The organism is Bacillus sp. CBEL-1, assembly GCF_004348885.1.
GTDB lineage: Bacteria > Bacillota > Bacilli > Bacillales > Bacillaceae_H > Priestia > Priestia aryabhattai_A.
This window is the reverse complement of sequence record NZ_SBIM01000025.1, coordinates 1-20,603: the sequence shown is the minus strand read 5'-3', so window position 1 is coordinate 20,603 and position 20,603 is coordinate 1. Positions and strand designations below refer to the sequence as shown.

The window sequence follows — 20,603 nt, the reverse complement described above, 5'->3', positions numbered from 1 at the left end:
GTAACCTTTTGGTTACGCCTTTGTATTATTCTTCGTCTTTTTGTTCAGTTGCTTCTACTTCTTTATTTTCTTCATCACCTTGTTGTTCTCCACTATCAGGTAATTCCTCTTGTTGTGGAGGTAATACTGAAGCGACTGGCTCTTCAAGATCTTGTGTAATTTCAATTTTACCATCTACTTTTACATCCTGTAAAGTTAATACATCATTAATCCCCAGCTCAGTTACATCTACATCAATTGATGATGGGATATTTTGCGGTAAACCTTGAACTGTTACTTCGTATAGTGACTGCTGTAATACGCCACCTTCTTTTGTACCTTTAGCTTCTCCAACTAATGATAGAGTAACTGTAGACTCAATTTCTACCGACATATCAACAACTTGAAAATCAGCGTGTACGATTTCATTTTTTAATGGGTCAGTTTGAATATCATGCAAGATAACTGAATGTTTGTTCTTGCCGACATGTAACGTTAATACGCCATTTCGACCTGCTTCGCGAATTGTTTTAATAAACTCAGCGCTATTTAAGTAAATTGACGTAGGTTCTACTTTATTACCGTAAACAACTGCTGGAAAATTACCCTCTTCACGAATTTTTCTATTTACAGAGTTTTGAAAGCTTGTTCTTTCTTTTGCCTCAATTGAAATACTCATATTTTTCACCTTCCAGTATGTTTTCTATATTAAAATGTACCCTATTTAGAAAGTGATTAAACCTCAAAATCAAATTAATTTGTAGCAATGTTGTGCTTAGCATAAAAAAAGAAGCCTCTTTCACAAGGAAAGAAGCTTCTTTTCAACCCATTAATCGAATAGTGTGCTCACTGACTCTTCTTCATGAACACGAATGATTGCTTCAGCCATTAAAGGTGCAACTGAAAGCTCTGTTACTTTATCAATTTTCTTTTCTTCTGTTAAAGAAATTGAGTTTGTAACTGCTAATTCTTTAATCTTAGAATTTTGGATACGCTCAATTGCAGGTCCTGATAGGACTGGATGTGTACAACATGCATATACTTCTTTTGCACCTGATTCAATAAGTGCGTTTGCTGCCAATGTAATGGTACCAGCTGTATCGATCATATCGTCAATTAAAATTGCCGTTTTGCCTTCTACTTGACCGACAATATTCATTACTTCTGCAACGTTTGGACGCGGACGACGCTTATCAATGATAGCAATTGGTGCTTTTAAACGTTCTGCTAAACGACGTGCACGTGTTACACCACCATGGTCTGGAGACACGATGACAACATCATCAAGGTTTTTGCTCTTGAAGTATTCACCTAGAATTGGAACACCTACTAAGTGATCAATTGGAATATCGAAGAAACCTTGAATTTGTGGAGCATGCAAGTCTAATGTGATGATACGAGTCGCACCAGCTTTTTCAATAAGGTTTGCTGTTAATTTAGCTGTGATTGGTTCACGAGCGCGTGCTTTACGATCTTGGCGAGCATAACCGTAGTAAGGAATTACAATGTTAATTGTTTTAGCAGATGCACGTTTTAAAGCATCAATCATAATAAGTAACTCCATTAAATGTTCGTTAACAGGTGCACTTGTTGATTGAATAATAAATACATCGCAACCACGAATACTTTCTTCAATGTTAATTTGAACTTCTCCGTCGCTAAAACGGTCTACAGAACACTTTCCTAATTCAACACCAATCACCTTAGCAATTTCTTCAGCTAAAGCCTTATTAGAATTTAACGTAAACAATTTCAAATTTTCATCAGCATATACATTTGGCATTTTGTTGTAAAACCTCCGTTAGGATTTTTTATTAATATCAAGCTTTTCAGCGTAGTTCTCTTTATTAACTTGTTTTGCACGAGCAATTGATAAAGCTTTACCTGGTACATCATCTGTAATTGTAGATCCAGCAGCTACATAAGCGCCTTCTCCAATCGTTACTGGTGCAATTAGATTTGAATTGCAACCAACAAATGCACCATCTTGAATCTTAGTTAAAAATTTGTTTTTTCCATCGTAATTAACGGTAATTGATCCGCACCCCAAGTTTACATCCTGACCTACTTCTGCATCCCCAATATAACTTAAATGTGAAGCTTTACTTCCTTTACCAAATGATGCTTTCTTAATCTCGACAAAATTTCCTATTCTCACTTCATCATCAATCATAGACTGTGGGCGAATATGCGCAAACGGTCCAATTGTTACAGATTGACCAATTTCACTGTTATGAGCGACCGAATGGCGAATAGATGTATTATGTCCGATTTGGCAATCTTTGATTTCGCTGTTAGGTCCGATTTCACAGTTCTCACCAATAGATACAGCACCTTGAATGACTGTTCCCGGGTAAATAACCGTATCGCGTCCAATGACTGTATCCGCTGAAATATATGTGTTAGAAGGGTCGATAATTGTTACTCCGTTTAACATATGTTTCTTATTGATACGCTTCTTCATTGTTTCTTCTGCCTGTGAAAGCGCAAAGCGATCATTTACACCTAATGTTTCAGCAAAGTCACTTGTTTGATAAGCAGAAATGATTTCACCTTCATTTTTTAAAATCTCAATAACATCCGGTAAATAATACTCACCTTGAACATTGTTATTTGATACTTTTGAAAGCGTCTCAAATAGCTTTTCATTATCAAAGCAATACGTACCTGTATTAATTTCTTTTACTGCTCGCTCCTGTTCAGTTGCATCCTTGTGCTCAACTATCTTTTCAACTGACGCAGAGCTATTACGAATAATTCGCCCATATCCAGTTGGATCTTGAGCATGAGCTGTTAAAATTGTTGCTTTGGCATTTGTCTCTTCGTGATGCTTAAGCAACGCTTCAATTGTTTCCGTTGTAATAAGTGGCGTATCACCACAAACAACAATTGTCGTACCCTTTTCATGTGCAAGTAAAGATTCTGCTTGCATGACTGCATGAGCTGTTCCTAATTGCTCTTCTTGCAAAGCAAATAAGCTTTTATCTCCAACATGTGATTTCACTTTTTCGGCACCATGGCCTACAACAGTAATTAGTTTACTTAACGAAACGTTTGACACTTGGTCAATTACATGTTGTACCATTGGTTTTCCACACACAGGGTGTAACACTTTATATAAAGATGACTTCATACGTGTACCCTGACCAGCTGCCAATATGACTGCATATCTTTTTGACATAACAGGCCTCCAATTTTACCTTTTTATCCATTAAGAATATTATATCAAAAATGACCTCATTTCAAGAAATCATTCGAAAGTCATTCATTTTATTTTAAAATTTTGTTAAATTTTTATAATGAAGAAATTTTATGGATAAAAGAGAAGAACAAAATAAAAAGCCTACTGTTAAGTAGGCTTTTAATCTATCATATTTTATGAAGCACCCGCTTCTTCAAATTCAACTTCTAGTTCACCTAATCGATGATACTCTGCTAAAACAGCATCTTGAATTTTTCCGCGAGTATTAGAATTAATTGGATGTGCAATATCGCGGAACTCACCATCAGGTGTACGTTTACTTGGCATTGCTACAAACAAGCCGTTATTACCATCAATCACTCGAATATCATGAACAACAAATTCACCATCTAATGTGATTGAAGCAATCGCTCTCATACGTCCTTCAGTGTTTACGCGGCGTAATCTTACGTCAGTTACTTCCATTTTGTTCACCACCTTTTCCTATGCGAAGCTTTACTACATAAATTCCACGGAATTTTTGTTTTTCCTGCCTCTACAGAAAAGTTTTTAGAAAATTTTCGCAAAAAAAGTGAACAATTGGAAATAATTTGGTTTTAGTTCGTTAATTTACCCTTTGACTAACGCAACTACTTCAATTTCAACTAAAACATCTTTTGGTAATCTTGCTACTTCCACACATGAACGTGCAGGCTTATGATCACCAAAGTATTGTCCATAGACTTCATTAAGGTCAGCAAAATTATCCATATCCTTGATGAATACCGTTGCCTTTACTACTGTATTTAGTGAAGCACCAGCTTCTTCTAGAACAGCTTTAAGGTTTTGAAATACTTGTTCAGTTTGTGTTTTGATATCGCCTTCAACTAGCGTGCCATCTGGGCGTAAAGGAATCTGTCCTGAACTGTAAAATAAATTATTAACAACAATCCCCTGAGAATAAGGCCCAATAGCCTGCGGCGCTTGCTTTGTTTGAACTTGTAACATGATTCTTTCCTCCCCAACCTTAGATATATTTCAAATAATTTCCTTCCTGTACGGTGATATGTTTCTCTTTTATGTTAACATCTTTCAGTTGTACAAGAGAAATGTATTCATCAACTAGGCGCTCTTCAATATCCTCTGACTCAACTAATACACCGATTCCAGCAACCGTTGCATCAAACTCTTCAAGCAAGCTAATCATCCCATTAACTGTTCCGCCTGCTTTCATAAAATCATCAATAATTAAAACGTTCGAACCCACAGCTAGACTTCTCTTAGCTAGCAGCATGGTTTGAATACGCTTTGAAGAACCCGATACATAATTAATACTTACAGTTGAACCTTCAGTTACTTTACTATCTCTTCTTACCACCACAACCGGTACATCTAGATATTGCGCTACTGCATAAGCAACCGGAATTCCTTTTGTTGCCACAGTCATAACTACATCAATTTTGCGATTAGCAAATAAAGACGCATATAAACGACCAATCTTATTAACAACACGAGGATCTCCTAAAATATCTGTGAGGTACAAATATCCACCGGGTAATAGTCGCTCTGGTTTTTCAATCATCCCACATAGCTCTTCAACAAGTTGACTCGCTTCTTCATTCGACATCTTTGGCATAAATTTAACGCCGCCAGCTGCCCCTGGTAAAGTAACAAGCGTACCAATACCTTGTTGTTCAAAAGTTTGCTTTATAATCGCCATATCTTCACTTATAGATGATTTTGCAGAGTTATATTTATCTGCAAAATATGTCAGAGGAATAAGGCGCTGAGGGTTTTGAATGAAATAATTCGTCATATCAATTAAACGTCCACTCCGTCGAAACTTCATAACTTCCTCCCTAAAATCCGAATATTATATTATAAATATAACATTAATATACGGATTTATTCAAGCGTTATTCGTTCTCCAATAAGTCGGACAGCATATACCTTATCACAGAAACCTCGTAAACCGTTATAAATACGGTGCATGCGAGAATCATGCTGTACAAGGCCAAAAACTGTTGGTCCGCTACCGCTCATGAGAACTGCATCTGCTCCAAACCTCTTCATTTGTTCTTTAATTAATGAAACTTCCGGATGCATCTTTAACGTTACTTCTTCTAATACATTTCCTACAGATTGACACATCTTTTCGTAATCTCCTGTATCAATTGCTTTAATCATACCTTCTACATTAGGATGACTCACATTTTGCACCTTTAAATTACGATATACATCTGCTGTGGATACGCCTATTTCTGGCTTTGCTAATATCACCCAGCAGTTTGGAGGTGCTTCAATATGTTTGATTACTTCTCCTCTTCCTGTTGCAAGAGCTGTGCCACCATATACACAAAACGATACATCAGAGCCAATTTCTGCTCCAAGCTCTGCTAGCATGTCTAGAGACAAACCTAAGTCCCATAACTTGTTTAGCCCTCTAAGAGTAGCTGCTGCGTCACTGCTTCCTCCTGCTAATCCCGCTGCTACAGGAATTTGCTTATCAATTAAGATATTGACACCCTTATCCACTTTATAACGTTTTTTAAGCAGCTGTGCAGCTTGATATGCTAAATTTCGCTGGTCATCAGGAACAAAACGATTATGTGAATAAATAACAATTCGACCATCTTCACGTTCAGAAAGTTCAATACGATCTGCTAAATCAATCGTTGTCATGACCATCTTAACTTCATGATAACCATCCGTACGCTTATGTAACACATCAAGGGATAAGTTTATTTTGGCTGGTGCCTTAACCATTAACTTCATAAATCTTTCACCTACTTCATCTAATCAATTGTAAAGTTATTTTATCACAAAATGAGAAGGTTTATATATCTTTACATAAACAGTGTATAAAAGTATGAAAACCACTAAAAATCCGAAGTGATTTCCACTTCGGATTATCATTACTTTATTCTAGAAAAACAAGTAGAGTATGTTTATCACTTACGACTTAGACAACTGTTCTTTTGCTATTTCTATGGCACGCTTTACCATATTACCTGCATCTTTGGAATGAATAGCACCCCATCCATCGCTTTTTACAACATCATAAAAGTTAAGTTCTTTAGCCAATTCTTCTTTACATTTTGTTGACATAATACCTCTACGTCTGCTCATTTAGTAAAGCCTCCTTTAAAACTCCTCAAACCTTACTTATAGTATAAATCACCAAAGAGGGAGTATGTTTTGAAAAAAAGCCCAATAAAAAAAGCAGCAAACCAAAAACGTCCACTGCTCATCGCTACGTACTATATTACTTTTGGTTTAAAAAAACTTTAGCTCAACTGTTTCAGTTAACACGTCGGCATAGCTATAAGAAACTCTCTCTAAAGAGTTTTCTTCTTGATCTAGCTCCACAATAAAAACAGAAGGATACGTCTCAGTTAAGACTCCTGAACGCTCTACCGTTTTTCTTCGTCCACCGTTCGCTTTTAAAGTCAATCGTTGACCTAGGTGCAAATCCAGCGCTTGCTTAATATCAGATAAAGTTTTCGCCATATTGGTCCACCTCACTATACGTAGTGTAACACGAAAAAATAAAAAAGTCAAAAACATAAAATTATAACAATGTATATCTAATGATGTCAACAAATAATTTTCTACATAAATCTACATTTCCTTTCTATTTTGTGCAAACAACTCCATAATATGTATAAGTTTTACATTTATTTAAAATAATTCTTCTAAAAGAAACGTATAACACTGAAATTTATTTATAATATAGATAAAAAAACTGCTATACAAAAGGGGTGAAGCCTCTTTTGCATAACAGATTGACGTTCATTATTCAGCTTCATAAGGCATTCCCGTTCGTAAAAGACCTCTTGTTTCTATTCCACCTAATCCCTTTGCACCTGTTAGTGTATTACGCAATACATCCCACACATTAATGCGATCATTAAAAGGGGTGAAGCTTAGCTTTGCTACAACATATACAGGGTCTAAAGCATGAATGTTGACCCTAGATGGAGAACTTGCAAAATTTGCACCTGCTTGTATTAGCTGTTCGAAATGAGATTGACAAGCGCCGGCAAAAATCACGAGCTGATCTAGATTGGCAATTTTACGCCTTGCCTCGTACACCGTTTTCACATAATATTTCGAGTGGCGATAGGCTAATAAGTCATTTTTATTACCTTTTGATTTTGAATAGGCATCATGGCCAGTTAACACTAAAATATCAGGTCTCACTTCTTCTAACAAAGCACCTATTTTATTTGGCATTTCTGCTTCTGTACAATGTACACCATATACCGGAACACCTATCTTTTCATACACTGCTAAACACTTCTGTAAATAGTTAGGGTCTCCATCTACATGTAGCACCTTACCTGGCATCTGAAAAAGGCGGTGTGAATGATTATACCCATTTGTCATACCATATTCGGCTTTTTCTCGAATGAGGTCGTAATCTTGGCGTAACAGCTTTAGAGACCTCTCTAACAGTTGCTCTTCTTGTTCTTTTCGTCGCTGTTGCTCTTGAACATCTACAACTTCTAAATCGGATAAAGGAGCATCAGCAATAAGGCGGATATCTTCTCCAATTAATGTTGCATATTGTTCCTCACCTTCATTAACCGCAATTACGCGAAATAACAAATCACGATCATAAGAAGGACGTGTTACAATATCACCAATTTTGATATTCATAAACTTCACTCCGTCTTTACTACTTAAAAGCTAAATATTCAACTCTCTTCATAGCCTATGAACACGAAGCAAAAAGGTGATTATTCTATGCGAACGATTTTCCTAGCTCATCGCTTAACTTGCCAAACTCTTCAATTGATAATGTTTCTCCTCTTCTTTTTGGGTCGACTGAAGCTTCCGAAAGAGCTTGTTCAATGGCAGCTTTATTTGCTTTTCCATTTGGTAGATTATTTACTAAATTATTTAAAATTGTTTTACGTCTTTGACCAAAGCTTGCTCTAACAACTTTAAAGAAAAAGGATTCATTTTTCACCTTTACGGCTGGTTCATCACGTCGAATTAAACGAATAACAGCTGAATCAACGTTTGGTTGAGGGTTAAACACTGTCTTTGGAACAATCATAACAGTTTCAGCTTCTGTATAATATTGAATAGCAATAGAAAGAGAACCATATTCTTTTGTTCCTGGCTTTGCTGCAATACGGTCAGCTACTTCTTTTTGCAACATAACAACAATTCCTCGAACTGGAATCTGTTCCTCTAACAATTTCATTAAGATTGGGGTTGTAACGTAATAAGGCAAGTTCGCTACTACCATTAAGTCTTCAATACCTTCAAACTCTTGTGCTAAGGTTTCTTTCAAATTAGCTTTAAGTACATCCTGATGAATGACTTTAGCGTGTGGGTACGGTGAAAGTGTATCAGCCAAAATTGGTAACAAACGCTGGTCAATTTCAAAAGCCAATACTTTTTTTGCACGCTTCGCCAATTGCTCAGTTAAAGCCCCAATTCCAGGACCAATCTCAATAGCTCCTGTCTCTTCTGTCAACTCAGCATGATCAACAATACGATTTAAAATGTTAGTGTCAATTAAAAAGTTTTGTCCTAGGCTCTTTTTAAACGTAAATCCATATTTCTTTAAAATTTCTTTCGTACGAGTTGGGGTTGCAATATCTTTTGTCACGACTTTTGTTCCTCCTGATTAATTTTCTGAACAGCTTTGATAAACTCATCTTTTGAAATTTGAAACATTTTTAATCTTTTGTGTAGCTGCTTTCCGTTCGCATAACCAATTTTAAGGAATTTACCTATTCTCTCACGTCTAATTTTTGCTTCGCTATCTCCTACTAAGCGAGCAACAATTAAATCCTCTTGTGTAATTTGCTCATCAATTCCCTGCCATTCTTGCTTTACGTCTTGTAAAGCTTGTCTAATATCTTCAATAGACGCATGCTCAACGCCTATACCTTTTCCATTTTTACCTTTTGCTTGTTCTTTTGATAAAAATGCATGCTTACATCCCGGAACTTGCTCTGAAACAATATTACGAATACGCTGACCTGGATAATCAGGGTCTGTAAAAATAATAACGCCTCTCGTTTGTTGTGCTAGCTTTATCTTTTCAATGGTTTCATCGTTTACGGCTGAACCGTTCGTCTCGATTGTATCAGCTTGTACTGCTCGACGAATTGTAACAGTATCATCCCTACCTTCAACCACAATTATTTCCTTAATCTTCATTATGAACCTCCTCAAAAATGAAGCCTTTTTCTTCATTTTGCATCTAACCTGTCAGTATGAAATCAACTGAAAAAAAGCAGAGGATTGTAAGACCCTCTGCAAGTGTTACTACATTTTAATACTTTTTATTTTAACATTGTTTTAAGCCAATAGATATGTTAAACATTTAATCATGAATTCGGAATAATTTTAGCGCATTTTCAGTAGTATGCTTTGCTAGTTCGTCGTAACTAATACCTTTTAATTCTGCAATCTGCTCTGCTACATATGAGACATATGCTGGTTCATTTCTCTTTCCTCGATAAGGATGAGGTGTCAAATATGGACAGTCTGTTTCTATTAATAATTTATCAAGAGGAATTTCAGTTGCGACTTCTTTCGGCTTCTTCGCATTTTTAAACGTGACAGGTCCGCCGAATGAGATATACATATTCATATCCATACACTGTTTGGCAACTTCAATACTCCCTGTAAAGCAATGCATGATGCCACCAACTTCTTCAACAGACTCTTCTTTTAAAATAGTTACAACGTCTTCTGTTGCATCACGGTTATGAATAATGATTGGAAGATTTACTTTTCTTGCTAAACGAATTTGTCTACGAAATACTTCTTTCTGTATATCTTTAGGTGACTTATCCCAATGATAATCTAATCCCATTTCTCCAATAGCTACTACTTTAGGATGTCCTGCTAATTCTTCAATCCAAGCTAAATGTTCATCTGTCATATCAATAGCATCTACAGGGTGCCAACCAACACTAGCATACATAAAGTCATACTTTTCAACAAGTTCCATCGCTCGATTAATGGTTGGTTCATCAAATCCAACCACGACCATTTTTTCTACATTACGTTCTTTTGCTCTTGCAATAACGTCTTCTAAATCATTATTAAATTGTTCTGCATTTAAGTGTACATGTGTATCAAATAACATATTACTTCTCCTTCCATTTACGAAATAAAAAAGGGCTTTCCCGTGTTCCACGTGAAACGCCCCCTTTTTTATTATTTTACTTTAGTTCCGTTACTTAGAGATTGGTCAACCTCGGCAAGTGATAAGCCATTCGCATCTTCACCCGCTAAGATCATTCCCTGTGAAAGTTCACCACGTAATTTGACTGGCTTTAAATTTACAATGCAGATAACTTTACGGCCGATGAGATCTTCAGGCTTGTAGAACTTCGCAATACCTGATACAACTTGACGTTTTTCATAGCCTAAGTCTAGCTGAATCTTTAATAACTTATCCGCTTTCTTTACAGGCTCAGCATGAATAACTTCCGCTACGCGTAAATCTACTTTTAAGAAGTCATATAAACCAATTTCTTCACTTTGTTCTGGCTGAACATCTTCTTTCTTCTCTTCCTGTGTTGGTAACGAACTTAACATTTTTTCTTTAATAAATGTGATTTCTTCGTCACGATCAAGGCGTGGAAACATTGGTTCACCTTTTTCCACTTTTGTTCCTTCACGAAGCATATTAAATGCTTCAATGCTTTCCCAACTCTTTAACACATCTTCTTTTACTCCAATTTGTGCAAAGATTTTTTCTGGTGTTCTAGTTAGGAATGGCTGTAACAGAACAGCAGTATGGCGAATAGCTTCTGCTAAGTGTACCATTACTGAAGCTAACTCATTATGCTTCTCTTCGTCCTTAGCAAGAGCCCAAGGTTTAGTTTCATCAATATATTTATTTGTACGACTTACATATTGCCAAATCGCTGATAAAGCTACAGAGAACTCCATGTTTTCCATGGATTCTTCGTATTTTTTCACCATATCTTTTTGAGCTTGCACAAGCTGACCATCAAACTCTGTTACATTACCTTCATACATAGGAATGACACCGTCAAAGTATTTGTTAATCATTGCTACTGTACGGTTAACTAAATTCCCAAGGTCGTTGGCTAAATCAAAGTTAATACGCTCTACAAACGCTTCAGGGGTGAACACTCCGTCTGAACCGAATGGGACTTCTCTTAATAAATAATAGCGTAAAGCATCCAAGCCATAGCGATCAATTAATGTTACTGGATCAACAACGTTTCCTTTTGACTTAGACATTTTACCGTCTTTCATTAATAACCATCCGTGTGCAAATACTTTTTTTGGAAGAGGCAAATCTAATGCCATTAAAATAATTGGCCAATAAATTGTATGGAAGCGAACAATTTCTTTTCCTACAAGATGAACATTAGCCGGCCAGTATTTTTTGTATAACTCGTCATTTTCAGTACCGTACCCTAGTGCTGTAATATAGTTTGATAATGCATCAACCCATACATAAATAACGTGCTTAGGATTTCCAGGTACTTTAATACCCCAATCAAAAGTTGTACGTGAAACAGCCAAGTCTTCTAACCCTGGCTTAATAAAGTTATTAATCATCTCATTTTTACGAGATTCCGGCTGAATAAAGGTCGGATTTTCTTCATAAAAAGCTAATAAGCGATCTGCATATTTACCCATTTTAAAGAAATAAGATTCTTCTCTTACTAATTCTACCGGATGACCGCTGTCTGGACTTTTTCCGCCCACTACTTTTCCATCTTCAATAATCGGATCTACTAACTGAAGTTCTGTATAGTAAGTTTCGTCAGGAACTGAATACCAGCCCTCATATTCATCTAGGTAAATATCACCTTGTTCTAGTAAACGATTGAAGATTTTATCAACAACCTCTTTATGTCTAGATTCTGTTGTACGAATAAAATCATCATAGGATATATCCATTTTCTCCCACAACTCTTTAATCCCTGCTACAATATTATCTACATACTGCTGAGGAGTCACATTATCTTCTTCTGCTTTGCGCTGAATTTTTTGTCCATGCTCATCTGTACCCGTTAAATAACGAACATCAAATCCTCTTAACCGTTTATAACGAGCCATTGCATCTCCTGCAACTGTTGTATACGCATGTCCTATATGTAATTTACCACTTGGATAATAAATTGGTGTGGTAATGTAAAACGTGTTATTTCCCATTTATATAACCTCCAAAATCCGTTTAAGCACTTCCAAAATACAGAGTGATGTATTTCAAGAAAAAATGAAATCAACTATTTATTCTATCTTCTATAATACTATTTTCTAGGACGTTTTGAAAACCATCTAGCTAAAGACATTAGAAATTTAAATAAAAGCTATTTACTCCTACCATTTTTGCCTCTTTCATAGATAAAATACCCTATTAATTTTTGAATCAACTTGAATGAAAGTAGCTTTTTGTCTTTTTTTGTCGAAAGAATGAATTTTCGATTAAAAATGCTTGAATTCAATCATCTTTACATCAAATATATTATGTTATTTTTTTCAATATACTACCTAAAAATATTACTTATATCTTTCATAAACCCTTTTATATAAGTGTTTTTATATTTTTTTATTTCCATCTACATTTTTTTACATACAAAATGATTGACTACTTTTGGAAACGTTGGTATTATAAAAGTACGTTGAATTTGTCGAATAATGACGAAAGTAATGACATAGAAAACTAAGAGTTGAGAGGGGAAAACAAGATGAAATCTACAGGTATTGTTCGTAAAGTTGATGAGTTAGGACGTGTAGTAATTCCAATTGAATTACGCCGTACATTAGGGATTGCTGAAAAAGATGCGTTAGAAATTTATGTTGATGAAGAGCGTATCATTTTAAAGAAATATAAACCAAACATGACTTGCCAAGTAACTGGTGAAGTTTCAGATGAAAATATTCAATTAGCTGGTGGTAAGCTAATTTTAAGCCGTGAAGGTGCAGAACAAATTATGAAAGAGCTTGAAAATAATCTACAATCTTCAAACTAAAAAAAAGCTGTCGTTAGACAGCTTTTTTAATTTATATGATATTCACTATATATCTCTCTTTTTGATTGATTACGATCTTTTGCTACTTGTTTGATAGCATCCTTATTACTGAATTGCTGATCATTTACATAATAGTCCACATGTTCAATAATCGTTAACTCTGTCCACCAAGCCTCTGTTTCTTCTACAATTTCTTCAGTTGTTCCTGAAACAATGAAACAAAACTCTCCTCTCAGCTCTGTTTCGTTAGCCCAAGTTATTGCTTCTTCGATATTCCCTCTCAAAAACTCTTCATAACGCTTTGTTAACTCTCTACATAATACAATTTCTCGGTTTCCAAATGCTTCAAACATCAACTTCAACGTCTCTTTTAAACGGTGAGGTGCTTCATAAAAAATCATCGTTTCTTTTTTCATAGATAAAAGCTGAAGTTCTTCCTTTTTATGTTTTTTATTTCGATTTAAAAAACCGTAAAAATAGAATTGATAAGTAGGTAGTCCCGAAGCAATCAGAGCTGTCAATGCAGCATTAGCACCCGGTAAAGGAATAACAGTACAACCTTTGTTTGCCGCTTCTCTTACTAATTCATATCCTGGATCAGAGACACATGGCATACCAGCATCGCTCACAAGACCAATTTTAAGACCTTTTTCTAAATCTTGAATCAGCTTTTCTGTTTTCGTCTCTTTATTATGGTCATGATAGCTAACAATTGGTGTCCCAATCTCAAAATGATTACACAGCTTTTTTGTATGTCTTGTATCTTCTGCAGCAATATAATCTACTTCCTTTAATAATCGAATTGCGCGAAATGTCATATCTTCTAGATTACCAATAGGTGTTGGAATTAGATATAATACCCCTTTGTCTTCAATTCCTTCATAGCTTTTTTGTGAGTTCATGACTTTTCTTCTGCTCCTTTAGGATATATTGCTCTTTCTGCTTACGACTTAACTGTTTAAACCAGTATTCTTTTCTCATAGCTTCAGTTTTTGTCTTGTACTCTTCATGCCATAAAAGGACAACTGGTAAACGACTTTTAGTATATTTAGCGCCTTTGCCACTGTTATGAACAGCTAAACGCTTATTCAAATTATTTGTGTATCCTGCATAATAACTTTGGTCTTTACATTCTAATACGTAAAAGTAATGCTTAGTTTGTTCCATACAAAATTTCCTTTAGCTCGTTTGTATATTCATTATCTTCCTTATAAACAACGAGTGGTGGAAGGATTTTCAAGTCTGCATTACCATCTTTAATCCCTTCAATTAAAATGGTATTTGCCTCTTTGTTTTTCTTTGGGTAGATAAACTGTAAGCGTTTTGGCTCTAAGCGGTATGCCCTCATTAACGTAATAATATCAACAAGTCGACCAGGTCGATGTACAAGTGAAACCTTTCCTCCTTGCTTTACTAATTGACTACTTACACGAATCACATCTTCTAGATTACAATGAATTTCATGTCTAGCAATTGCATAGTGCTCATTCTTATTTTGTTCATCAACTTTAGGCGTAGGAAAATAGGGTGGATTACATGTTACTACATCATATTTTCCATGTCCTAATTTCTGTGGCATGTCTTTCAAATCGCCTAGAACAACGTTAATTTGATTACTTAAATTATTGTAATCAACACTTCTAGTAGCCATGCTAGCTAAACGCTCTTGAATTTCTACACCTGTAATCTTAGCATTCGTTCGTTTTGATAAAAATAAAGGTATAACGCCGTTCCCTGTACATAAATCAATGATATTACCTTTCTTTATCGGTACATAAGCAAAGTTTGATAGCAAAACAGCATCTAATGAAAATGAAAAGACAGAATGACTTTGAATAATACGCATACTTTCATCCGCTAACAGATAATCAAGTCGTTCATCTTCATATAATTGAACCATGTTCCATTTCTCCTTATATAAAAGCAGCCTCTCCTTGTGGAGAGGCCTTGTTATTTTTTATTTAAAAATGATAAGCAAAACAAACAATCCCCATCTTGACGAACGCTACCATAATGAATGTTACAAATGTGGAAGCCTTCTTGATACAATCTAGCTAGATTATCGTAACCTTCACCGATATCTATTTGCTTTTGTACTTTTGTTTGACTACTTACCTTTTGATTATGACTTTTTGGCTTTGTTTCCAAATTGGTTTGGTCAAGGCGGCGGCGCAAATGGTCATTTTCAATCTGTAAGTGATGATTTTCTTCAATTAGTTCAGCTAAATACTCTTTTAAGTCTCCTAATTGTTTGTATAAGTGACCAATTTGTTCCTCCATATTTGTAACCGAATCAAAAATCTCTTTTTTATCCACCTTTACCCACCTCGTTAATCTGTGGCTTGAAACGAAACAGCACCTTCATTAAGAATTTCATCTAATGTATACTCTAAGATTTGCTCACGATTTGATAATTCTACCTGTATAATACGCTCTAAAATATTTAGACCTATTACACGACCCGAACCTTCAGGAGTTTTAATGGTAGATCCAATATCCGGAAGCTGCTCTTTTGCTGTTTCGTATTCATCATTTTCGTATTTAAGACAGCACATAAGACGACCACACAACCCTGAAATCTTTGTAGGATTTAACGATAAGTTTTGGTCTTTTGCCATTTTAATTGAAACTGGCTCAAAATCTCCTAAGAAAGTTGAACAACAAAGCATTCTTCCACACGGGCCAATACCACCCAAGAGTTTTGCTTCATCTCTAACACCAATCTGACGTAATTCAATACGTGTACGGAAGATGGCTGCTAAATCCTTTACTAATTCTCTGAAGTCGATACGTCCATCTGCTGTAAAATAAAAGATTACCTTATTACGGTCAAATGTATATTCTACATCTACTAGCTTCATATCTAGATTATGTGCCTGAATTTTTTGAACGCATACATCATATGCTTCGCTAGCAGCTTGTTTGTTTTCTTCAACAATGAGCTTGTCTTTAGGCTCTGCAATACGAATGACTTTTTTAAGTGGTAGAACAACATCATGTTCACTGACTTGCTTTTTATTAATAACAACCCTACCGAATTCAACACCACGGATTGTTTCAACAATAACAAACTCCCCATCCGGTATTGTTAAATCACCAGGATCAAAATAATATATTTTACCCGCTTTTTTAAAGCGAACACCTACTACATCATACAAGCTTTTATCCCTCCTGCAAATCCAACACCAGCTGTTCCATTAATAACTGTATATTCATATTTGAATTTAATTTATTTTTAGCTCTTAAAATTACTTCAATCTTTGCAATAATTTTTTGTTGAGTAGCTTGAAGTGCATGAGATTTTAATTGGTCTTCTTTATAAAAATAAATAAGCATTGGCTCTTCTTCTACTTGCAACGTTAAAACATCGCGATACAGAAGCATTAGTAAATTTAACCCAATATGAGCTTGTTCTTTTTCTTTAAAATGAGGTACCCATTTTTCATGAATAAAGAGAAGCGCTTGTTGAGGTCTAGTTGTTAACACTTCATATAATTGTATCACTAACTTTCTTGCAAGTCCAAACCATTCATCTTCACTTAATTCAATTGCTTCTGTAATACTATTCGTTAAGTATGGCATTAGCGTTGCGTCTGCTTTGGAAAGATTATGGTTCATTAGTTGTTCAGCTAATTGTTTTTCTGTTAAAGAACGCAGAGAAATAACCTGACATCTAGATATAATGGTATCCAACAGCTTCTGAATAGTTTCCGTTAATAAGATTGCATATGTACCATCCGTTGGCTCTTCTAAAAACTTTAATAAGCTATTAGAGGCACTTACTGTCATCTTATCAACATGATTAATAATATATAACTTTTTATTGGATTCAACACCAGTTTTTGTGAATTCAGCTTGCAAATATTGTACTTGCTCTTTTTTAATAGATAACCCATCTGGTTCAACAAAATGTACATCCGGATGATTGCCGGAATCAATTCTTTTACAGTTGATACATTCATAGCATGGTTCATGTTCATGAGGGTTTAAGCAAAACAATCGTTTTGCAAATAAAAAGCTAATCTCCTTTTTACCAGTTCCTTTACTTCCTTCAAGTAGGTAAGCATGAGCTACTCTATCTTTTACAATACTATTTTTTAACATCTTAAGAGCAGTTGGCTGGACACCTTCTAGCTCTCCCCACTTTTTGTTCATTTCATCACACTTTCTACTTCAATTGTAAGGCATTTTTTAAAATTGATGAAATTGGTCAATTGGCAATACAAATACCGTTGCGCCTCCAACCTCTACTTCAACTGGATAAGGAATATATGAATCTGCATTACCACCCATTGGAGAGACTGGGGAAATAAATTGATTGCGATTTTCACATTCACCTTTAATAATATCTAAAACAGTTTGAACTTTTTCATCTTCTGTTCCAATCATGATAGTTGTATTTCCAGATTTTAAAAACCCACCGGAACTAGATAATTTTGTTGAGCGAAAACCTTTTTCAACTAATGCATTTAACAACTTTGTACTATCCGAGTCTTGTATAACTGCAATTACTAATTTCATGAATATGCACCTCATTATGAACTTATTTACTTTATTATATCAAGAATTATTAGCTTTCAAAAATCTTCTTAACACATCACATATATCATTGTATACATCATCAACGCTTTGTTCAGCATTAATTTCCTTAATACGATTTGGAAATTGATTTAATAAAAGTTTATATCCTTCTCTTACTTTATAATGGAAGTCGATTTTCTCTAAGTCTAAACGATTAATTTCATGACTACGGCCTTTTTCTATTCGCTGCAATCCTATTTCAGGCCTTATGTCTAAATAAAAAGTTAAATCTGGTATAAGATCATCAATAGCAAATTGATTAATTGTCAATACTTCTTCAATCCCTAATCCTCTTGCGTACCCTTGATATGCGAGAGAACTATCAATAAATCGATCACATATTACTACTTTACCCTGTTCTAACATGGGGATAACTTTTTCAACTAAATGTTGTCTTCTAGCTGCCGCATATAAAAGGGCTTCTGTTCTACCGTCCATTTCTTTATTTCTAGGACTTAAAATGACTTCACGAATTTGCTCTGCAATTGAAATACCACCCGGTTCTCTTGTCAGAACAACCTCTACTCCTTTTTCTTTTAACATACTTTCAACCATTTGAATAACCGTTGTTTTTCCAGCACCTTCAGGCCCTTCAAATGTAATAAAAATTCCTGTTTGCATCTCAATTCCCCTTTTATGTAAATACACGAATGAATCCATGTCTTATATTTTTACTTCCTTGTATTTTACCTTTAAAAAATAAGGTTTGCTTTAAATACTTTAAATGATGCAGTGAGATTTTTTCACCTTCTAACAACAGTGGAATACCTGGTGGGTAAGGTATAATGGTTTCGGCACATATCTTTCCTAAAGCATTTTCTAGTGAAATTATCTCTGTTTCATTTGTATGATTATATATTTTTTGTGTAATTTTTTCAGGGTAGTAAAGAGTATCAATCTTATCCTTTTCAAACCCACTTTGTGCCTTTAATCCAACTGCTTTTTTTATTCGAAATAACGTATCACTAAAATCAAATGATGATGATAAAGGTAGCACTAATAAGACATACAAAGGATCTGCCAGCTCTGTATATACTCCTTCCGCTTCTAAAGCTTCCTGAAGCTCATAACCAGTTAATTGTGTAGATGATAAGGTAAGTTTTAATAAATCCACTTTAAGATTCTCCTGCTTTAACTTTACAATAGAAAGAGTATCAAGCAGATTGACTTCCTCATAAAATGCTTTTAAATTAGCTTTAATTTTTTCCGTACCTTCATTTTTTAAGCACTGTACATAATAGCGTGCAATATCTAAAGAAACCATAATAGGATAAGAAGGACTACTGGATTGTAAAGCTCCTAAAAGATAAGATAATCTAGGTTTATTAATAAGGTTTCCCTTTACATGTAAATATGAGCCCATCGTCATTGCTGGTAGTGTCTTATGAGCGGATTGGATGACAATATCTGCACCAAACTCTGTAGCTGACTTTGGAAAAGGAGCTCCTAAAATAAAATGAGCACCGTGAGCTTCATCGACAACAACTGGAATAGAATGTTTGTGTGCAAATGAAACAATCGGAGCTAAGTCAGTTGAAACACCGTAATAAGTGGGGTTTGTTAAAACAATTGCTTTTACCGAACTAGGTGCGGTTTTAAGGGCTTGTTTGATATCTTCAACATTTATACCTATCGTTAATTGTGAAGTCAAATCAACGTCAGGAGAAACAAAGATAGCATTAGCTTTTGCTAAGTTAATTGCATTAAAAATTGATTTATGTGAATCCCTTTGAACAATAATACTATCTCCTTCTTCACAAAGAGATAATATAGCAGATAAATTACCTACAGTAGAGCCATTCACTAAAAAATATGTTTGATCTACGCCATATAGATTGGCAGCTAATATCTGAGAATCTTGAATAGCCTCTTCTGCTTCATGTAAATCATCTAATCCTGTTATTTCTGTTAAATCATATTTTAAGAACTGTAGAAAATCTTTTTCAATGTCTTCAGGAAAGACATATCCACTCTTATGTCCCGGTACATGATAAGATAATGGCTTTTTAGCAATATGATTTAGAACACAATTATATAAAGGCAGTTTGCTTCGTAGATATTCCAAACTTATAATCTCCTTTTATTTCTTACACATTTATAAATAAAGACTGTGTTTATTATAACAAATTCATAAGAGTTTTTTCATCATGCAAAAAAGCCCTTAAAAAGGACTTCAGCTTTATTTATAAATTTCTATTTTCTTTAATTGATTTAAAATATCATCATATTGTTGGTTTGATAAATTTACTTCTGTAATATCTTTTTCACAGTGTTGACATATCAATGAAGAAAAAATTGTAATACCCTTAACCGTTTTTTCATTACAAACTAAGCAAACCGTATCATGATTTTTTCCGTTCATTATTCTACACCTCCACTATGTCATTGTGGACCATTTATTTATTTCCTATACCTATGCTACATTTAAGTCTACAATACATTATACGCAGATAGCTTATACCTTGTTAAACTAAAATAAAAAGACTAGCTAATTTTAGCTAGTCTTTTAAAAGTGCCTGGCAACGTCCTACTCTCACAGGGACAAAGTCCCAACTACCATCGGCGCTAGAGAACTTAACTTCCGTGTTCGGCATGGGAACGGGTGTGACCTCTCTGCTATCGCCACCAGACATGAATTGAGATTATTCTCTCAAAACTAGATAACATTTTGCTGAGTACTTCGTGTACTATCATTTGGTTAAGTCCTCGATCGATTAGTATCAGTCAGCTACACACGTCGCCGTGCTTCCACCTCTGACCTATCAACCTGATCATCTTTCAGGGATCTTACTAGCTTGCGCTATGGGAAATCTCATCTTGAGGGGGGCTTCATGCTTAGATGCTTTCAGCACTTATCCCGTCCACAC

The 20,603-nt window shown here is 35.0% G+C and carries 25 protein-coding genes and 2 rRNA genes; 1 reads left to right on the top strand and 26 read right to left on the bottom strand.

Features of this window, described 5'->3' with window-relative positions; all coding sequences use genetic code 11:
- Positions 1-25 precede the first annotated feature (25 nt).
- The 14 genes from EPL02_RS20545 to metG all read right to left on the bottom strand — a co-directional run bounded on the left by EPL02_RS20545 (position 26) and on the right by metG (position 12,334).
- A complete protein-coding gene (locus EPL02_RS20545; protein ID WP_094913127.1) occupies positions 26-658 on the bottom strand; it encodes a 50S ribosomal protein L25/general stress protein Ctc in 633 nt (210 codons plus the stop codon).
- A gap of 150 nt (positions 659-808) precedes the next feature.
- Entirely contained in the window at positions 809-1,762 is a 954-nt protein-coding gene (locus EPL02_RS20540; protein WP_131888596.1) for a ribose-phosphate diphosphokinase, read from the bottom strand.
- A gap of 18 nt (positions 1,763-1,780) precedes the next feature.
- Complete coding sequence (glmU, locus tag EPL02_RS20535) at positions 1,781-3,160, bottom strand: bifunctional UDP-N-acetylglucosamine diphosphorylase/glucosamine-1-phosphate N-acetyltransferase GlmU (protein ID WP_094913129.1); 1,380 nt, start codon at positions 3,158-3,160, stop codon at positions 1,781-1,783.
- Between the two features lie 195 nt (positions 3,161-3,355).
- Positions 3,356-3,646 (bottom strand): septation regulator SpoVG, encoded by a 291-nt coding sequence (gene spoVG / locus EPL02_RS20530; protein ID WP_094913130.1) that lies wholly within the window; start codon positions 3,644-3,646, stop codon positions 3,356-3,358.
- A gap of 144 nt (positions 3,647-3,790) precedes the next feature.
- On the bottom strand, positions 3,791-4,168 hold the full coding sequence (gene ridA, locus EPL02_RS20525; RefSeq protein WP_094913131.1) for a 2-iminobutanoate/2-iminopropanoate deaminase: 378 nt from the start codon (positions 4,166-4,168) through the stop codon (positions 3,791-3,793).
- Positions 4,169-4,187: 19 nt separating this feature from the next.
- Complete coding sequence (gene purR / locus EPL02_RS20520) at positions 4,188-5,009, bottom strand: pur operon repressor (protein ID WP_094913132.1); 822 nt, start codon at positions 5,007-5,009, stop codon at positions 4,188-4,190.
- Between the two features lie 56 nt (positions 5,010-5,065).
- Complete coding sequence (ispE, locus tag EPL02_RS20515; RefSeq protein WP_131888595.1) at positions 5,066-5,935, bottom strand: 4-(cytidine 5'-diphospho)-2-C-methyl-D-erythritol kinase; 870 nt, start codon at positions 5,933-5,935, stop codon at positions 5,066-5,068.
- Positions 5,936-6,115: 180 nt separating this feature from the next.
- A complete protein-coding gene (locus EPL02_RS20510; RefSeq protein WP_131888594.1) occupies positions 6,116-6,289 on the bottom strand; it encodes an alpha/beta-type small acid-soluble spore protein in 174 nt (57 codons plus the stop codon).
- Between the two features lie 147 nt (positions 6,290-6,436).
- Positions 6,437-6,670 carry a biofilm formation stimulator Veg gene (gene veg / locus EPL02_RS20505; RefSeq protein ID WP_025909819.1) on the bottom strand — a complete coding sequence of 78 codons (234 nt, stop codon included), beginning with the start codon at positions 6,668-6,670 and terminating at the stop codon, positions 6,437-6,439.
- Positions 6,671-6,955: 285 nt separating this feature from the next.
- Positions 6,956-7,822 (bottom strand): sporulation peptidase YabG, encoded by an 867-nt coding sequence (yabG, locus tag EPL02_RS20500; protein WP_094913135.1) that lies wholly within the window; start codon positions 7,820-7,822, stop codon positions 6,956-6,958.
- Positions 7,823-7,907: 85 nt separating this feature from the next.
- Complete coding sequence (gene rsmA, locus EPL02_RS20495) at positions 7,908-8,786, bottom strand: 16S rRNA (adenine(1518)-N(6)/adenine(1519)-N(6))-dimethyltransferase RsmA (RefSeq protein WP_094913136.1); 879 nt, start codon at positions 8,784-8,786, stop codon at positions 7,908-7,910.
- Entirely contained in the window at positions 8,783-9,343 is a 561-nt protein-coding gene (rnmV, locus tag EPL02_RS20490; RefSeq protein WP_094913137.1) for a ribonuclease M5, read from the bottom strand. Before rnmV ends, rsmA begins: the two co-directional genes overlap by 4 nt.
- 166 nt (positions 9,344-9,509) lie before the next feature.
- Positions 9,510-10,280 (bottom strand): TatD family hydrolase, encoded by a 771-nt coding sequence (locus tag EPL02_RS20485; protein WP_094913138.1) that lies wholly within the window; start codon positions 10,278-10,280, stop codon positions 9,510-9,512.
- 71 nt (positions 10,281-10,351) lie between these two features.
- Positions 10,352-12,334: a methionine--tRNA ligase gene (gene metG / locus EPL02_RS20480; protein WP_131888593.1), complete on the bottom strand. Its 1,983-nt coding sequence runs from the start codon at positions 12,332-12,334 to the stop codon at positions 10,352-10,354.
- 536 nt (positions 12,335-12,870) lie between these two features.
- On the opposite strand from metG, the gene EPL02_RS20475 reads away from it, so the two are divergent.
- Positions 12,871-13,155 carry a transition state genes transcriptional regulator AbrB gene (locus EPL02_RS20475; RefSeq protein ID WP_025909813.1) on the top strand — a complete coding sequence of 95 codons (285 nt, stop codon included), beginning with the start codon at positions 12,871-12,873 and terminating at the stop codon, positions 13,153-13,155.
- 26 nt (positions 13,156-13,181) lie between these two features.
- Here the strand turns inward: EPL02_RS20475 and rsmI are convergent, their stop codons facing one another.
- The 12 genes from rsmI to EPL02_RS20415 all read right to left on the bottom strand — a co-directional run.
- On the bottom strand, positions 13,182-14,057 hold the full coding sequence (gene rsmI, locus EPL02_RS20470; protein WP_094913140.1) for a 16S rRNA (cytidine(1402)-2'-O)-methyltransferase: 876 nt from the start codon (positions 14,055-14,057) through the stop codon (positions 13,182-13,184).
- Complete coding sequence (locus EPL02_RS20465; protein WP_094913141.1) at positions 14,035-14,322, bottom strand: GIY-YIG nuclease family protein; 288 nt, start codon at positions 14,320-14,322, stop codon at positions 14,035-14,037. Before EPL02_RS20465 ends, rsmI begins: the two co-directional genes overlap by 23 nt.
- Positions 14,309-15,055, bottom strand: coding sequence for a tRNA1(Val) (adenine(37)-N6)-methyltransferase (locus EPL02_RS20460; protein WP_131888592.1), 747 nt, complete (start codon positions 15,053-15,055; stop codon positions 14,309-14,311). The genes EPL02_RS20465 and EPL02_RS20460 overlap by 14 nt, the downstream gene beginning before the upstream one ends.
- A gap of 50 nt (positions 15,056-15,105) precedes the next feature.
- On the bottom strand, positions 15,106-15,471 hold the full coding sequence (gene yabA, locus EPL02_RS20455) for a DNA replication initiation control protein YabA (protein WP_025909809.1): 366 nt from the start codon (positions 15,469-15,471) through the stop codon (positions 15,106-15,108).
- 14 nt (positions 15,472-15,485) lie between these two features.
- Complete coding sequence (locus tag EPL02_RS20450; RefSeq protein ID WP_094913143.1) at positions 15,486-16,313, bottom strand: PSP1 domain-containing protein; 828 nt, start codon at positions 16,311-16,313, stop codon at positions 15,486-15,488.
- A gap of 4 nt (positions 16,314-16,317) precedes the next feature.
- The gene (gene holB, locus EPL02_RS20445) at positions 16,318-17,310 is read right to left on the bottom strand and encodes a DNA polymerase III subunit delta' (RefSeq protein ID WP_131888591.1); all 993 of its coding nucleotides are present in this window, start codon (positions 17,308-17,310) and stop codon (positions 16,318-16,320) included.
- Positions 17,311-17,346: 36 nt separating this feature from the next.
- Entirely contained in the window at positions 17,347-17,676 is a 330-nt protein-coding gene (locus EPL02_RS20440; protein WP_094913145.1) for a cyclic-di-AMP receptor, read from the bottom strand.
- Between the two features lie 39 nt (positions 17,677-17,715).
- Positions 17,716-18,357, bottom strand: coding sequence for a dTMP kinase (gene tmk / locus EPL02_RS20435; RefSeq protein ID WP_094913146.1), 642 nt, complete (start codon positions 18,355-18,357; stop codon positions 17,716-17,718).
- A gap of 13 nt (positions 18,358-18,370) precedes the next feature.
- The gene (locus EPL02_RS20430) at positions 18,371-19,801 is read right to left on the bottom strand and encodes an aminotransferase class I/II-fold pyridoxal phosphate-dependent enzyme (RefSeq protein WP_131888590.1); all 1,431 of its coding nucleotides are present in this window, start codon (positions 19,799-19,801) and stop codon (positions 18,371-18,373) included.
- A 114-nt stretch (positions 19,802-19,915) separates the two neighbouring features.
- Positions 19,916-20,098, bottom strand: a complete 183-nt coding sequence (locus EPL02_RS20425; protein WP_094913148.1) for a sigma factor G inhibitor Gin — start codon at positions 20,096-20,098, stop codon at positions 19,916-19,918.
- A gap of 152 nt (positions 20,099-20,250) precedes the next feature.
- Positions 20,251-20,366, bottom strand: a 5S ribosomal RNA gene (gene rrf, locus EPL02_RS20420).
- Between the two features lie 64 nt (positions 20,367-20,430).
- Positions 20,431-20,603 (bottom strand): 23S ribosomal RNA (locus tag EPL02_RS20415); the annotation flags it as partial.

Excerpts from the sequence above, each read along its gene's own strand:
- EPL02_RS20545 (WP_094913127.1), bottom strand. The coding sequence starts at position 658 with ATGAGTATTTCAATTGAGGCAAAAGAAAGAACAAGCTTTCAAAACTCT.
- EPL02_RS20540 (WP_131888596.1), bottom strand. The coding sequence starts at position 1,762 with ATGCCAAATGTATATGCTGATGAAAATTTGAAATTGTTTACGTTAAAT.
- glmU (WP_094913129.1), bottom strand. The coding sequence starts at position 3,160 with ATGTCAAAAAGATATGCAGTCATATTGGCAGCTGGTCAGGGTACACGT.
- spoVG (WP_094913130.1), bottom strand. The coding sequence starts at position 3,646 with ATGGAAGTAACTGACGTAAGATTACGCCGCGTAAACACTGAAGGACGT.
- ridA (WP_094913131.1), bottom strand. The coding sequence starts at position 4,168 with ATGTTACAAGTTCAAACAAAGCAAGCGCCGCAGGCTATTGGGCCTTAT.
- purR (WP_094913132.1), bottom strand. The coding sequence starts at position 5,009 with ATGAAGTTTCGACGGAGTGGACGTTTAATTGATATGACGAATTATTTC.
- ispE (WP_131888595.1), bottom strand. The coding sequence starts at position 5,935 with ATGAAGTTAATGGTTAAGGCACCAGCCAAAATAAACTTATCCCTTGAT.
- EPL02_RS20510 (WP_131888594.1), bottom strand. The coding sequence starts at position 6,289 with ATGAGCAGACGTAGAGGTATTATGTCAACAAAATGTAAAGAAGAATTG.
- veg (WP_025909819.1), bottom strand. The coding sequence starts at position 6,670 with ATGGCGAAAACTTTATCTGATATTAAGCAAGCGCTGGATTTGCACCTA.
- yabG (WP_094913135.1), bottom strand. The coding sequence starts at position 7,822 with ATGAATATCAAAATTGGTGATATTGTAACACGTCCTTCTTATGATCGT.
- rnmV (WP_094913137.1), bottom strand. The coding sequence starts at position 9,343 with ATGAAGATTAAGGAAATAATTGTGGTTGAAGGTAGGGATGATACTGTT.
- EPL02_RS20485 (WP_094913138.1), bottom strand. The coding sequence starts at position 10,280 with ATGTTATTTGATACACATGTACACTTAAATGCAGAACAATTTAATAAT.
- metG (WP_131888593.1), bottom strand. The coding sequence starts at position 12,334 with ATGGGAAATAACACGTTTTACATTACCACACCAATTTATTATCCAAGT.
- EPL02_RS20475 (WP_025909813.1), top strand. The coding sequence starts at position 12,871 with ATGAAATCTACAGGTATTGTTCGTAAAGTTGATGAGTTAGGACGTGTA.
- rsmI (WP_094913140.1), bottom strand. The coding sequence starts at position 14,057 with ATGAACTCACAAAAAAGCTATGAAGGAATTGAAGACAAAGGGGTATTA.
- EPL02_RS20465 (WP_094913141.1), bottom strand. The coding sequence starts at position 14,322 with ATGGAACAAACTAAGCATTACTTTTACGTATTAGAATGTAAAGACCAA.
- EPL02_RS20460 (WP_131888592.1), bottom strand. The coding sequence starts at position 15,055 with ATGGTTCAATTATATGAAGATGAACGACTTGATTATCTGTTAGCGGAT.
- holB (WP_131888591.1), bottom strand. The coding sequence starts at position 17,310 with ATGAACAAAAAGTGGGGAGAGCTAGAAGGTGTCCAGCCAACTGCTCTT.
- EPL02_RS20440 (WP_094913145.1), bottom strand. The coding sequence starts at position 17,676 with ATGAAATTAGTAATTGCAGTTATACAAGACTCGGATAGTACAAAGTTG.
- tmk (WP_094913146.1), bottom strand. The coding sequence starts at position 18,357 with ATGCAAACAGGAATTTTTATTACATTTGAAGGGCCTGAAGGTGCTGGA.
- EPL02_RS20425 (WP_094913148.1), bottom strand. The coding sequence starts at position 20,098 with ATGAACGGAAAAAATCATGATACGGTTTGCTTAGTTTGTAATGAAAAA.